This window comes from Blautia coccoides, from assembly GCF_034355335.1.
Lineage (GTDB): Bacteria > Bacillota > Clostridia > Lachnospirales > Lachnospiraceae > Blautia > Blautia producta.
The window spans coordinates 4,922,052-4,936,758 of record NZ_CP136422.1 but is presented as its reverse complement, the minus strand read 5'-3'; the positions used below and the strand labels follow the sequence as shown (position 1 = coordinate 4,936,758).

Genomic DNA, 14,707 nt, shown 5'->3' with positions numbered 1-14,707 from the left:
TTGTCACAAAGGGAGGAATGAGTATGTCGCTGCACAACCGCCTGAAGGAATACAGGGCAAAGCTGGATATCAACCAGCAGGAAATGGGGCGGCTTGTAGGTGCGTCCCGGCAGACGATCAGCCTGATTGAGAGAGGAGACTATTCCCCGTCCGTCACTCTGGCTTTAAAAATAGCCAAAGAGTGCAATGCGGCTGTGGAGGATATTTTTTGGTATGTGGAGGACGAGGATGAGTAAGAATAAAAATAAAAGAGAGAAAAAGGGGTATTTGGAATTTTTTATTGTCATTCTGATCAGTGCACTGTTTGGCGGAGTAGGGGCAGTCATTCTGGAGATATATGACAAAGATGTGAAGAGCATTGGCAATTTACTGGAGGATGTGATCGGGCAGGGAGCCTTTTGGGTTATTTGTTTCCTATCTGTTGTGGGCAGCCTTGTCAACATCTATATGGTCTGGGCAGTCAGAAAAAGGTGCCGCACCTGGGATGGAGAGGATGACGAGGCAGCCGAAGAGATTGAGAGGTATAACAGCCGCTGCCAGGGAGTTATAGCGTGCTGTACCACTATTGTGATGGTACTCAGTGGTGTGAATATTGTCTATATATTTCACAGAACAGAGAATATGCGGAATATTGGAATAATGTGCATCCTGTTTGTAAGCTACAGCCTGTGGTCAGCCTTTGCTCAGAATATCCTGGTGGAATTCTCAAAGAAAATGAATCCTGAAAAGAAAGGCAACGCACTGTCGCTGCATTTTACCAGGGACTGGGACAACAGCTGTGATGAACAGGAAAAGGCCAGGATGTACAGAGCCGCTTATGTGGTATACAGGAAGTCCAATTGGCTTTATTCGGGGATTTTTATTTTTTTACTGATGCTTTCAGTGGTTGTGGATATCGGTGTACTGCCGTTCCTCATGCTGGGAATTATCTGGACTTACCAGAATGTTCTATATATATGTAACTATAATAAAAAATGCAAATGATTTTGACACGAGGAGGAGTATATGAGTTTAGTAGTGGAAAATCTGACCAAGCGGTTTGGAGAAAAAACAGCGGTTGACCACATTTCCTTTTCCATGGAGACACCCGGAGTATTCGGACTTCTAGGGACCAATGGGGCAGGCAAGACAACCACGATCCGGACAATACTGGGTATCATGGAGGCTGACGAGGGAAAGGCACAGTGGAATGGGCGAAAGATCAACAGAGAGACGCTGGCTTTCGGCTATCTGCCGGAGGAGCGCGGTATCTATATGAAGACAAAGGTTCTGGAACAGCTTATCTATTTCGGAATGCTCCGCGGCATGAAACGGGAAGCGGCGAAGAAATCAGCTCTGGGTTATATGGAACGTCTTGGGGTGATGGAATATAAAAATATGCCGGCAGAAAAACTTTCAAAAGGAAATCAGCAGAAGGTACAGCTTATCTCTGCGCTTATCCATAATCCCAGACTTGTTTTTCTGGATGAACCTTTTTCCGGACTGGACCCTGTCAACGGCAAGATGCTCAGAGACCTGGTGTCTGAGCTTGTGGAGGAAGGAAAGTACATAATTCTGAGTACACATCAGATGGAGACAGTGGAAGAATACTGTAAAAATCTTTTGATCCTGAACAGGGGGAAGACTATCCTGCAGGGGAATCTAAAAGAAATAAAATCAGCTTTCGGCCGCACGAATCTGTGCGTTACGGTCAATGGGGATGTGGAGGATATGGCCCGGGAGGAAGGGCTTGAAATCTTTGAAAGGCGTGCCGTTGAGACAGAGTATAAATTCCAGGAGGAGGAAATGGCACACAGGTTTCTGAAACGAATGCTGGATGCCGGAATCTATCCCGATAAGTTTGAAATCAGAGAACCATCGTTACAGGAGATTTTTGTCAGAAAGGCAGGGGAGACGGAATGAAACAGATAACAACCGTATTTTCATACACTTTAAAAGAGGCTGCCAGAAAGAAAGCCTTTATTGTATCAACCGTGATCATTATGATAATGGTGCTGGCCCTGTGCCTGGCCCCACGTATCATATCCGCAGTGAAAGGCGGCGGAGAAGAGAAAAATACCGATGCGGGTACAGAGAACGCTTCGGAGCAGATCGCTGCAGATGAAGACGCACCTGTCTGCTATCTCATCGACCAGACCGGCATTTTTGAGAAAGATATGGACACTTTGAGAAGTGTATATATGGACAGGAATTTTAAGACTGCTGCAAAAGAGGAGGAGGAAGACATCCGTGCTCATATCAATGAAAATGAGGAAGATTCTCTGATCGTCATTGAGGAAAAGGACGGTATCCCCTTTATCCATGTCGTAAACGCCAATTTTATGAAGGGAATAAGTTCACAGAAAATATCGGATATCTGCAATAAAATATGGCAGAAGAATATACTACAGGAAAGCGGTGTTGACAGTGAGACTATTGCCAAATCCACTTTATCTTTGCCTTACACAGATGAATCTGTTGGGAATATGGATGTTACAGGCTACATCCTGGGCATTGTTGCAGTCTTTATCATGTTTTTTGCGGTATATTATTACGGATATGGTGTCGCTATGTCCGTGGCGTCAGAGAAGACTTCCAGAGTTATGGAGACCCTGGTGGTATCTGCAAAACCTTCCAGAATACTCATTGGAAAGTGTCTGGCTATGGGAGTTCTGGGACTTTTACAGATGGCTGCCATTATAGTATTTGCTGTGATCTGTTACACGGTGTTTGTTCCGAAGAACTTTAATATAAGCGGAGTGGCAATCAGTTTTTCAAGCATCACGCCTTTTAATGTTTTGATCCTGATGGTATATTTTATTCTTGGATACGCTCTGTATGCGGTGATGAATTCTGTATGCGGTGCGGCTGTGAGCAAGGTGGAGGATTTGAATTCAGCCATGATGCCTGTAATGTTCATCAGCCTGGGCAGCTTTTATCTGGGATATTTTACAGCCATTGCAGGAGGCGGAAGCAGCGCTCTTGCTAAGCTTGCCATGTATCTTCCGTTTTCCGCGCCGTTTTCCGTTCCATTTACTTTGCTGACGGGAGGAATGAAGACAGGGGATCTGATCATTTCCATGGGACTTCTTCTTATCTTTATCATTGTGATCGCCACAGTGTCTATAAGAGTATACAGTGCGTCAGTCCTGCATTACGGAAACAAACTGAAAATGAAAGAACTTTTAAAAATGAGATGATAAATAACGAGGTGATAGAAAAAGGGAGCAGCCGGCAGGCCGCTCCCTTTTAAAAATAAAAGAGGTGATTATTTTACTTTGGAGAGTGCAGCGTTATCAGCAACGATGGTCACATCAGGATGTAACTGCAGAATAGAAGCAGGAACCTGAGGGGTGATAGGACCGTTGATGATTTTGCTGAGGATATCCGCCTTGTCTTCACCGCTTACCACTACAAGGATTTTTTTGGCGCTCATGATGGTGCCGATGCCCATGGTATAGGCCTGTCTCGGTACATCAGATTCCTTTTCAAAGAAGCGTTTGTTAGCCTGGATCGTGCTCTCTGTCAGGTCAACACAATGTGTGATCTTAGGGAATTCCTCTGCCGGCTCGTTGAAGCCGATATGTCCGTTATGTCCAAGACCCAGAAGCTGCAGGTCAATGCCGCCCAGATCATGGATGATCTGTTCATACATCTGGCAGGCTTTGTCACTGTTCTCTTCCTGTCCGTCCGGAACGAAGGTGTGGTCTTTGCGGATGTTTACGTGATCAAACAGGTTAGTGTTCATGAAATAGCGGTAACTCTGGTCATTTTCGGGGCTTAAGCCTCTGTATTCGTCGAGATTGCAGGAGGAGAGGGCAGAAAAGTCCAAATCTCCGTTTTTATACCATTCAACCAGGTTCTTGTATGTGCCTACCGGTGTGGAACCGGTAGCCAGACCGAGAACACAGTCAGGTTTTAATACAATCTGAGCAGCAATGATGTGTGCTGCCTTTTTGCTCATTTCTTCGTAGTCCTTTGTTCTGTAGATTTTCATAACACATTCTCCTTTATTGCGAGCCCCCATTTCACCGTGCTCTTTTTCTTCATTATAATATGAATACTCTTGTAAAACAATGATAAAATCCTGAAAGAAGTTTCAGAATTATGGCCTTTCGGCAAGCAGTTTGATGGATGAGGCATATTCGGATGGGGTCATGCCTGAAAGTTTTTTAAACTGCCTGGAAAAATAATGGATGGAAGTGTAGCCCAGATAGTCTGATATCTGCGTGAAATTGTGGTGGTTCTCCCGGATGAGCTGTTTTGCCAGATCTATTTTGAGCCTGGAGAAATATTCGATCACGCCGCACTGCTGCTGTTCCCGGAAAAGCTTCTGCAGCTGGGAACGCCCGATCAGGTTTGCCCTGCAGATCTCTTCAATGGTGAGATGTTCCCGGATATGTTCTTCCAGATAAGCAGTGATCCGCTTGTAAATGATAGCGTCATTTTTCTGCTTGATGGATTTGACTACAGCCGGCGCGCTGCCGCCCCCTTTTACCTGTTCCCGTACCAGATGTATAAGGAGCTGTTCCAGATAGAGCTTGATGAGCTGTTCTGAACCGAAGGCTGCCTCTGTGCAGCGCTCCATATGGGTGGTATACGGATCATCCAGCGGGGTAGCGATGCAGTGCTTTGCCTCATAGATGATCTGAGCCATGAGATAGCGGGCTGTTTCACTGATATCTGTGATCAGCCCTTCAAAATACTGCATGGCAGGAGCACTGCATTCAAATGAAATGACCACAAGGTTCGGAGCGATCCGGCCATTGGCCTTCAGACTGTGAAATTCATTTGGTTTGTGGAAGGCGATCTGCCCTCTTTTCAGTGTGTGGGGCTTGTCACCGGCTATGATATCCACTTCGCCTTTGTCGACGCAGAGGAATTCCCAGAAGTCATGGGATTCACCGGGAAAGCTGAAGTCACTCATATATTCAAAATAGTGTATGGTGACAACTTTGGAGATACTGATATCTTCTCTTAATTCAAGACTCTCAAATGGCATAGGACACCTCCATAGCATGAATATATTATAAAACAACTTTTTCAGAAAAACCATACAGTTTTGCCAGTTGAACTATTACGGAAAAAAAACAGCAAGAAATGCAGGGCGCTGTCTGTGATCAGGAATATCACCAGGTCAAAACAAAAAACGCATTTGTACAATCAGATTGCCTGTCCAGTAAAAGAATGATGTCTGCCTGTAGGATATATTTTGTCAAAATAGATACGTATACTCTATTTATAGTGTTATATGCATAAAAAAATCGTCAAATTTTGGTGAAAACGGCAAAAGAATATAATTTAAGAATTTATTAAGATAAATAACATATCAAATTGTGTAAAGAACAATTGTACAAATATGCTATACTTAGAAAAAGTGTTGTGACTGTACAGAAACTACACTTTTAGCATACTGTGGACAGTAACAAGTGCTGCGAAAAAATGTTACCGTTCAGCCTTTCTATTTCATAGCAGCAAAAACATACATACAAACTGAACTGATATGAAAGAATATCTTTACATTGCTTTATATGTGGTGAAATAAAAGGATGTGTAGTATAATGATTAACAGGCAGGAATGCGATGGCATCCTGCATCAGGCAAACACATTCGTAAGGAGGAGCAATGAAGATGAAAGAACCGGTATTAGTAGTTATGGCAGCAGGGATGGGAAGCCGCTATGGCGGTCTCAAGCAGATAGATCCCGTCGACGAGCAGGGACATATCATTATGGATTTTTCCATCTATGATGCAGTGAAGGCAGGATTTAAAAAAGTAGTATTTATCATAAAGAGAGAGAATGAAAAGGATTTCAGAGAGGCGGTAGGTGACCGTCTGAGCAGGCATATCCAGGTGGAATATGTATTTCAGGAGCTGGGGAAGATTCCGGAAGGTTTTTCTGTGCCGGAGGGAAGAGTGAAACCATGGGGAACGGGGCATGCGGTTCTGTGCTGTCTGGATGTAGTGGATGCACCCTTTGCGGTGATCAATGCGGATGACTACTACGGTGCCCACGCATTCCGTATGATTTATGATTACCTGACAACGCATCAGGATGATGACAAATACCGCTATACCATGGTGGGCTATGTGCTGGAGAACACGCTTACAGAGAATGGGCATGTGGCGAGAGGTGTCTGTGAGACAGATGAAAACCACTATCTTGTGGGAATCCATGAGAGGACCCATATTGAGAAACGGCCGGAAGGTGCTGCCTACACAGAGGATGAGGGCAAAACCTGGACAGAGATTCCAGAGGGCAGCACAGTGTCTATGAATATGTGGGGATTTACGGCCAGCATACTGAGAGAGCTGAGGGACAGATTTCCTCTGTTCCTTGAGAAAAACCTGCAGAGCAATCCCATGAAGTGCGAATATTTCCTGCCATCAGTGGTGGGTGAGCTTCTGGCTGAGGATAAGGCTACTGTGGAGGTTCTCAAATCAATGGATAAATGGTACGGTGTTACATATAAAGAGGATAAGCCGGTGGTAGTTGATGCCATCAGAAAATTAAAAGAAAGCGGCCTCTATCCGGAGAAACTATTGGAGGAATAACAAGTGAGCGGCGAGGAACTGATACGCAGAGAGGTAATTGAGAACTTTACATTTCCGGGAAAGCTGGTGGAGGAGATTCCATACGGCAGCGGCCATATAAATGATACCTTCCGTCTGGAATTCCAGACAGAACAGGGCAGGAGGAGATATATCCTCCAAAGGATGAATAAGAGTATTTTTCATAAGCCTGTGGAGCTGATGGAGAATATTGTGGGTGTCACATCATGGCTCAGGAAGAAAATCATGGAAAAGGGCGGGGATGCCGACAGGGAGACCCTGAATATCATATCAGCCGGAGACGGAAGGCCTTATTATATAGATTGTGCGGGAGATTACTGGAGGGCGTATCTGTTCATTGAGGGAGCGAGCTGTTATGACAAGGTGGAGAACAAGGAAGATTTCTACCAGAGCGCAGTTGCCTTCGGCCATTTTCAGGGAATGCTGGCAGATTATCCGGCAGAGACACTGCATGAGACCATTGTCAATTTCCATAATACCGCAAGCCGTCTGGAGGATTTCAAAGCGGCTGTGGCCCGGGATGCCTGCGGTTATGCCGGGGATGTGCAGAGAGAAATACAGTTTGTACTGGAGAGGGAGAATCTGGCCTTCGTGCTTGGAGAGATGCAGGCTGAGAAGAAGCTGCCTCTTCGTGTTACCCACAATGATACAAAGCTCAACAATATCATGATAGATAACGAGACAGGAAAGGCCATCTGCGTGATCGACCTGGATACAGTGATGCCGGGACTGGCAGTCAATGATTTCGGGGATTCCATCCGCTTCGGCGCAAGCACTGCAGATGAGGATGAGAGGGATCTGTCCAGGGTCTCATGTGATATGGAATTGTTTGAGCTGTACACAAAGGGATTTGTGGAGGGCTGTGCCGGCAGCCTGACAGATGAGGAGCTGGACATGCTGCCTATAGGGGCAATGGTCATGACATATGAATGCGGCATGCGTTTTCTGGCCGATCATCTGGATGGAGATGTCTACTTCAAGACACATCGGGAGGGACATAATCTGGACCGATGCCGCACACAGTTTAAGCTGGTTGCGGATATGGAGAGAAAGCTCTCAGCTATGAATGCCATAGTGGATAAGTACAGATAAAATTTTTCTTTTCTTTTCAGGTAAAAAGTGTTAAAGTAGTTATGAACAGAAAATGTGTTTTAAAACAGGATAGTTAGAAGGAGGAGTTAAAATGGCAATTTTAGTGACAGGCGGTGCTGGTTATATCGGAAGCCATACGGTAGTGGAACTGCAGACTGCAGGATATGATGTAGTGGTATTGGACAACCTCAGTAACTCCAGTGAGAAATCTTTACAGAGAGTGGAGAAGATCACAGGCAAACCGGTTACCTTTTATAAGGCAGATATTCTTGACAGGGATGCGCTGAACGCTGTTTTCGAGAAAGAGAGCATTGATTCCTGTATCCATTTTGCAGGGCTTAAAGCAGTAGGGGAATCTGTACAGAAACCCTGGGAATATTATGAGAATAATATTGCAGGAACCTTGACTCTGGTGGATGTCATGAGAAAACATGGCGTAAAAAATATCATTTTCTCATCCTCCGCAACCGTTTACGGGGATCCGGCTTTTGTGCCTATTACAGAAGAGTGTCCCAAGGGACAGTGTACCAATCCGTATGGCTGGACAAAATCCATGCTGGAGCAGATCCTTATGGATATCCAGAAAGCTGATCCGGAATGGAATGTAGTGCTTCTGCGTTACTTCAATCCGATCGGAGCGCATAAGAGCGGCATGATCGGAGAGAACCCCAACGGTATTCCTAACAACCTGATGCCATATATCACACAGGTAGCTGTGGGCAAATTAAAAGAGCTGGGCGTGTTCGGCAATGACTATGATACACCGGACGGAACAGGTGTGCGTGATTACATACATGTTGTGGATCTGGCAAAAGGCCATGTGAAGGCTCTGAAGAAGATCGAGGAGAAAGCAGGCCTGAAAGTTTACAATCTGGGAACCGGGATCGGCTACAGCGTTCTGGATATTGTGAAAAACTTTGAAGAAGCAACCGGCGTGAAAATTCCGTACGTGATCAAAGAACGCCGCGCGGGCGATATCGCAACCTGCTATTCCAGCGCTGAGAAAGCAGAAAAAGAGCTGGGATGGAAGGCGGAATTCGGAATCAGGGAAATGTGTGCTGATTCCTGGAAGTGGCAGTCAAATAACCCAAATGGCTATGATGACTGATCGCAGCCAAGTAAAAATCCCTGTCTGAGGTGATTCTGTATGCTTTTTTCTCTGTAGATGAGAGAGCACTGAACAGGTACAGGCAAAGAATATAATAAAAATATGATAAAAAAGCACCCCGTTCTCACAAAACGGGGTGTATTTTTTCATTATATCAATATAATTTTTTGTGTTCATAGACGGGTTCACAGGTCAGCTGTACGGACAGCTTCTGGAAAATGGTCCTGTCCACAGAGGAAAGCATCACAGAGGAATGTACCTGGCATCCCTTTAATTTGGGAAGCTGTTCCAGTGCTTTTTTTGCCACATCGCTGGTTGCGGCGGAACTCGAAAGAGCAATGAGGACCTCATCGGTGTGCAGGCGTGGGTTTTTGCTGCCAAGGTATGCTGTCTTAAGCTTCTGAATAGGCTCAATGGAGGCCGGTGAGATCACATGGGTCTCATGAGGAATCTCTGCCAGTTCCTTCAGGGTATTGAGCAGCAGTGCAGCGGATGCACCCAGCAGATCTGAGGTTTTTCCTGTGATGATACGCCCGTCATCAAGTTCCAGAGCCGCGGCGGGAGCACCTGTCACTTCTGCTCGGATCAGTGCTGCTGAGGTGACTTTGCGGTCATCTGTGGAGATGTGGGCCTGTTTCATCAGAAGCTCCAGCTTGAAGACTTCTTCCTGTGTGCGTGTGCCCTCAGCAAGGCCGTCGATAGCCTGATAGTAACGGCGGAGGATTTCCTGCTTGGATGCTTCTTTGCATACTTCGTCGTCAAAGATACAGTTTCCTGCCATATTCACGCCCATATCCGTTGGAGACTGGTAAGGACACTGTCCGAAAATGCGCTCAAATATGGCACTGAGTACCGGGAAGATTTCCACATCACGGTTATAGTTGACAGTAGTCACACCGTATGCGTCCAGATGGAAGGGGTCGATCATGTTGACGTCATTTAAGTCTGCGGTTGCCGCTTCATATGCCAGATTTACCGGATGCTTCAGGGGAATATTCCAGATCGGGAAAGTCTCAAATTTGGCATATCCCGCGTGAACGCCTCTTTTGTGCTCATGGTAGAGCTGGGACAGGCAGGTTGCCATTTTGCCGCTTCCGGGGCCTGGAGCTGTGACAACCACAAGGGGTTTGGTGGTTTCAATGTATTGGTTTTTGCCGTATCCTTCATCGCTTACAATGAGCGGAATATTACTTGGATATCCCTCGATAGGATAGTGCAGATAAACCTTGATGCCCAGTTTTTCCAGCTTGTCTTTGTATTTATTGGCGCTGTTCTGGCCTGAATACTGGGTGATGACAACGCTGCCAACATAAAAGCCTCTGCCTCTGAAGGAGTCTATCAGGCGGAGCACGTCAATATCATAGGTAATGCCTAAATCTCCGCGGACTTTATTTTTTTCAATATCGCCGGCGCTGATAACGATAACGATTTCTGCGTGGTCGGAGAGCTGCATCAGCATGCGCAGCTTACTGTCAGGGGCAAAGCCGGGCAGGACCCTGGATGCGTGGTAGTCATCAAAAAGCTTTCCGCCGAATTCCAGATACAGTTTGTTGTCAAACTGATTGATCCGCTGGCGGATGTGTTCTGACTGCATGGACAAATACTTGTCATTATCAAATCCGATTTTCATTTTTCTATGCCTCTATTCTACAAAATATTGGGGTATGTGATGTCGCCTTCCATAGTATACTACAAAAGACAGAGGAAATTCCAGTAGCAACGGGAAAAATATATCATTTTGTTCAGATTACACAGAATAACAGGGAAATTAACAAAAGTTTTATAAATGTGTCGTCTTTTTCATAATCTTCTTATTGATTTATCAAGTTTCAATCCGTATAATAGAAGAGATAATAATAGGAGGAAAGAGATGGATCAAAACCAAAATAAAAACCAGGACCCAAACAAAAAAAGTCCTCAAAATAAGCAGTCCCTTTTGGTGCTCCTGATTTGTATAATAGTCATGCTGCTCTGCATGAATATGATGACAAAAATAGGCAGAGGAGATTCCAGCAAAATAAAATACAGTGAATTTATCACCATGCTGGACAAGGGGGAAGTAGAAAGTGTAGTCCTGAAATCCGACACACTTACCATCACCCTGAAGCATGGTACAGGAGTGGCAGCACAGACAAAGACTACCACACTGATGGAGGATTTGAGCGAACTTACCAAAAGGCTTGAAAAAGCAGGCATCAAAGATTTCGACAAGGAGCAGCCGAATATAGCAGGGGAGCTGATATACAGCCTTCTGAGCATTCTGATACCGGTTGTCTTAATGGTGGCCCTGTTCAGCTTTATGTTCCGCCGAATGAACAAAGGCGGCGGCATGATGGGCGGCGTAGGCAAGAGCAAGGCAAAAGCCTATGTGCAGAAGGAGACAGGGGTCACTTTCCGGGATGTGGCCGGTCAGGATGAGGCCAAAGAATCACTCCAGGAGGTAGTTGATTTCCTTCACAATCCCGGCAAATACACAGCTATCGGGGCAAAGCTTCCGAAAGGCGCTCTCCTGGTAGGACCTCCGGGAACCGGTAAAACTCTGCTTGCCAAAGCAGTAGCCGGAGAAGCCCACGTTCCATTTTTCTCCCTGTCCGGTTCGGACTTTGTGGAAATGTTTGTAGGTGTGGGAGCCTCCCGTGTGCGTGACCTGTTCGAGGAAGCCAAGAAAAATGCCCCCTGTATTATTTTTATCGATGAGGTGGATGCCATCGGTAAGACACGTGATACCAGATTCGGCGGCAATGATGAGCGTGAACAGACATTGAATCAGCTTTTGGCTGAGATGGATGGATTTGATACATCAAAAGGACTTCTGATCCTGGCAGCAACCAACAGGCCGGAGGTATTGGACCCGGCACTTCTGCGTCCGGGACGTTTTGACAGGCGTGTCATTGTAGACAGACCGGATTTAAAGGGCAGGGTAAATATTCTCAAGGTACATGCTAAGAGTGTTTCTCTGGATGAGACCGTGGATTTGGAGGCCATTGCCCTTGCCACGTCAGGAGCCGTAGGTTCTGACCTGGCCAATATGATCAATGAGGCGGCCATTCTGGCTGTCAAGAACGGCAGAAAAGCAGTTTCCCAGAAGGATTTGCTGGAAGCTGTGGAAGTGGTTCTGGTAGGTAAGGAGAAGAAGGACAGGATCCTCAGTGCGGAAGAGCGGAAAATTGTCTCCTATCATGAAGTAGGGCATGCACTTGTAAGTGCCCTCCAGAAGGATTCCGAACCCGTTCAAAAAATAACCATTGTACCCCGTACCATGGGAGCTTTGGGATATGTTATGCATGTGCCAGAGGAAGAAAAGTTCCTGAATACCAGAAAAGAACTGGAAGCCATGCTAGTGGGATATCTGGGAGGCCGTGCGGCTGAGGAGATCGTGTTTGATACAGTGACAACAGGTGCTGCCAATGATATTGAGCAGGCTACCAAAGTGGCCCGTGCCATGATAACCCAGTATGGTATGTCTGACCGTTTCGGATTAATGGGCCTTGCGGATACGCAGAGCCAGTATCTGGACGGCCGTGCGGTTTTAAACTGCGGTGATGCTACTGCGACAGAGATCGACCATGAGGTGATGAAGCTTCTGAAAGTTTCCTATGATGAGGCAAAGCGTCTGCTTAGTGCCAACAGGGAAGCCCTTGATAAAATCGCTGATTTCCTGATCCAGCGGGAGACTATCACAGGCAAAGAGTTCATGAAGATTTTCAGAGAGATCAAGGGAATCAAAGAGCCAGAGGAGAAAAAGCGGATCGGCGAAAAAAATGGAGCCTTGCCGGCTCCGGCAGAAAATGAAGTGCCAGTGGATACGCTTAATGTTCCGACGGATGGGGCTGCATCGGTGAGCCAGTCTCCGGAGCAGGATACGGTCATCCGTACTGTTTCAGGCAGCAGTGCTGAAGAGGAAGAAAAAAAATAATCGTACACCTGTTCCTTTTGACAGGAGGATATGATAGAATAAAAGGAGTTATCGCGCGGCGGTAACTTCTTTTTCTTTAATATTTCCGGGTTAAGAGATATTTTCTATAACCGGAAACTGTGAGGAGGAATACATGTTTAACATAGAGGAAGAACTAAAAAAGCTGCCGGCAAAGCCTGGTGTCTATATCATGCACGATGCCGACGATACTATTATCTATGTAGGCAAGGCCATCAGCCTGAAAAACAGGGTGCGCCAGTATTTTCAGGGCAGCCGTAATCTGGGAATCCGTAAGGAGCAGATGGTGGAGCAGATAGCCAGATTTGAATATATCATCACAGATTCCGAGCTGGAAGCTCTGGTTCTGGAGTGCAATCTGATAAAAGAACATACGCCGAAATATAATATTCTTTTGAAGGACGATAAGACATATCCCTTTATCAAAGTCACGGTTGGGGAGGATTATCCCCGAATACAGATCGTGCGCAGAGTTAAGAAAGACAAATCCCGTTATTACGGCCCATATTCCAGCGCCATGGCGGTAAAAGACGTGGTGGAGCTGACCACAAAGCTATACCGGCTCAGAACATGCAGCAGGAATCTTCCAAAAGATATCGGCAGGGAACGCCCCTGTCTGTATCATCAGATCCACCAGTGTGATGCGCCCTGTCAGGGATATATTTCCAAAGAGGAGTACAGGAAGAAAGTGGATAAGCTGTTGGATTTCCTTAACGGCAATCACAAGGAAATCCTGAAAGAACTGGAAGAGAAGATGATGTCGGCATCTCAGGAGATGAATTTTGAAGACGCAGCCCAGTACAGGGATCTGATGCAAAGTGTAAAGCGGATTGGGGAAAGGCAGAAGATCACAGACCAGCACGGGGAGGACAAGGATGTTATTGCCGTTGCCCAGGATGGGGAGGATGCCGTTGCCCAGGTATTTTTTATACGGGGCGGCAAGCTCATAGGAAGAGATCACTTTTATTTGAAAGTTGACAAGGAAGACCTGCGTTCACAGATCATCTCCAGCTTCCTGAAACAGTTTTACGCGGGAACACCTTTTATTCCGAAAGAAATCATGATCCAGGAAGAGATTGAGGACAGTGAAGTGATTTCCCAGTGGCTGGAAAAGAGAAAGGGAAGAAAAGTACACATACGGATACCAAAGAAGGGAACAAAGGAAAAACTGGTGGAACTGGCCCAGAGGAATGCTGAGCTTGTCCTCAGCCAGGACAAAGAGCGTATCAAGCGTGAAGAAGGCAGAACCATCGGTGCGGTCAAAGAGATTGCCCTGAAACTGGGACTGCCGGGAATGGAGCGGATAGAAGCCTACGATATATCAAATATCAGTGGGTTTCAGTCTGTTGGCTCCATGATCGTATATGAGAAAGGCAAGCCAAAACGCAGTGATTACCGCAAATTCCGCATCAAATCCGTTCAGGGACCAAATGACTATGCAAGTATGGAGGAAGTCCTTACCCGCCGTTTTGTCCACGGCCTGGATGAGCAGGAAGCCAGGAGAAAGGAGAATTTGGACGAGGAATTTGGCAGTTTTACACGCTTTCCGGATCTGATCATGATGGACGGCGGCAGGGGACAGGTGAACATTGCACTGGAGGTGCTGGGCAAGCTGAATCTGCAGATCCCGGTCTGTGGTATGGTAAAAGATGATAAGCACAGAACCAGAGGACTCTATTTTAACAATAAGGAAATTCCCATAGACAGAGACAGTGAGGGATTCAAGCTGATCACCAGGATCCAGGACGAAGCCCATCGTTTCGCCATTGAATTCCACCGTTCTCTCAGAAGTAAAGGACAGGTGCATTCTATTCTGGATGATATTCCCGGTATAGGTCCTGCCAGGAGAAAGGCTCTTATGAAGCAGTTCCCGGGACCGGATAAGATCAAGGAGGCATCCATGGAGGAGTTAAAGGCAGTTCCCTCCATGAATGAGCGGGCAGCAGAGGCTGTGTACCGGTTTTTCCATGAGGAACAAGAAAAAAAGGAATAGTTTGGGCAGGTTTGTTGAACTTCCAAAT

12 protein-coding genes are annotated in these 14,707 nt (G+C 46.1%); 9 read left to right on the top strand and 3 right to left on the bottom strand.

From position 1 onward, the window contains the following. The first annotated feature begins 23 nt into the window (after positions 1 to 23). Genes BLCOC_RS22210 through BLCOC_RS22195 form a run of 4 tightly spaced genes read left to right on the top strand, consistent with a single transcriptional unit; the run spans position 24 to position 3,179 of the window. Positions 24 to 236 carry a helix-turn-helix transcriptional regulator gene (locus BLCOC_RS22210; RefSeq protein ID WP_018595616.1) on the top strand — a complete coding sequence of 71 codons (213 nt, stop codon included), beginning with the start codon at positions 24 to 26 and terminating at the stop codon, positions 234 to 236. After that, entirely contained in the window at positions 229 to 984 is a 756-nt protein-coding gene (locus BLCOC_RS22205) for a DUF3169 family protein (RefSeq protein ID WP_018595615.1), read from the top strand. Before BLCOC_RS22210 ends, BLCOC_RS22205 begins: the two co-directional genes overlap by 8 nt. Positions 985 to 1,005: 21 nt before the next feature. Next, the gene (locus tag BLCOC_RS22200) at positions 1,006 to 1,902 is read left to right on the top strand and encodes an ABC transporter ATP-binding protein (RefSeq protein ID WP_018595614.1); all 897 of its coding nucleotides are present in this window, start codon (positions 1,006 to 1,008) and stop codon (positions 1,900 to 1,902) included. Continuing rightward, positions 1,899 to 3,179 carry an ABC transporter permease gene (locus BLCOC_RS22195; RefSeq protein ID WP_115623381.1) on the top strand — a complete coding sequence of 427 codons (1,281 nt, stop codon included), beginning with the start codon at positions 1,899 to 1,901 and terminating at the stop codon, positions 3,177 to 3,179. Before BLCOC_RS22200 ends, BLCOC_RS22195 begins: the two co-directional genes overlap by 4 nt. Positions 3,180 to 3,247: 68 nt before the next feature. On the opposite strand, the gene nagB is transcribed toward BLCOC_RS22195, so the two are convergent. Continuing rightward, positions 3,248 to 3,976: a glucosamine-6-phosphate deaminase gene (gene nagB / locus BLCOC_RS22190; RefSeq protein ID WP_018595612.1), complete on the bottom strand. Its 729-nt coding sequence runs from the start codon at positions 3,974 to 3,976 to the stop codon at positions 3,248 to 3,250. A gap of 108 nt (positions 3,977 to 4,084) precedes the next feature. Then, positions 4,085 to 4,981 carry an AraC family transcriptional regulator gene (locus BLCOC_RS22185; protein ID WP_115623380.1) on the bottom strand — a complete coding sequence of 299 codons (897 nt, stop codon included), beginning with the start codon at positions 4,979 to 4,981 and terminating at the stop codon, positions 4,085 to 4,087. 629 nt (positions 4,982 to 5,610) lie between these two features. Between BLCOC_RS22185 and BLCOC_RS22180 the strand changes: the two genes are divergently transcribed. From BLCOC_RS22180 to galE, 3 genes are all read left to right on the top strand, one after another. Further along, positions 5,611 to 6,534 (top strand): sugar phosphate nucleotidyltransferase, encoded by a 924-nt coding sequence (locus BLCOC_RS22180; RefSeq protein WP_115625469.1) that lies wholly within the window; start codon positions 5,611 to 5,613, stop codon positions 6,532 to 6,534. A 3-nt stretch (positions 6,535 to 6,537) separates the two neighbouring features. Then, positions 6,538 to 7,644, top strand: a complete 1,107-nt coding sequence (locus tag BLCOC_RS22175) for a phosphotransferase enzyme family protein (RefSeq protein WP_174717625.1) — start codon at positions 6,538 to 6,540, stop codon at positions 7,642 to 7,644. 91 nt (positions 7,645 to 7,735) lie between these two features. After that, the gene (gene galE / locus BLCOC_RS22170; protein WP_018596906.1) at positions 7,736 to 8,752 is read left to right on the top strand and encodes a UDP-glucose 4-epimerase GalE; all 1,017 of its coding nucleotides are present in this window, start codon (positions 7,736 to 7,738) and stop codon (positions 8,750 to 8,752) included. A gap of 154 nt (positions 8,753 to 8,906) precedes the next feature. Here galE and BLCOC_RS22165 read toward each other — a convergent pair whose 3' ends face one another. Beyond that, positions 8,907 to 10,382, bottom strand: coding sequence for a DUF1846 domain-containing protein (locus tag BLCOC_RS22165; RefSeq protein ID WP_018596905.1), 1,476 nt, complete (start codon positions 10,380 to 10,382; stop codon positions 8,907 to 8,909). Positions 10,383 to 10,622: 240 nt separating this feature from the next. Between BLCOC_RS22165 and ftsH the strand changes: the two genes are divergently transcribed. Next, a complete protein-coding gene (gene ftsH / locus BLCOC_RS22160; RefSeq protein ID WP_018596904.1) occupies positions 10,623 to 12,668 on the top strand; it encodes an ATP-dependent zinc metalloprotease FtsH in 2,046 nt (681 codons plus the stop codon). Positions 12,669 to 12,801: 133 nt separating this feature from the next. Beyond that, entirely contained in the window at positions 12,802 to 14,679 is a 1,878-nt protein-coding gene (gene uvrC / locus BLCOC_RS22155) for an excinuclease ABC subunit UvrC (RefSeq protein ID WP_115623379.1), read from the top strand. Positions 14,680 to 14,707: the final 28 nt, after the last annotated feature.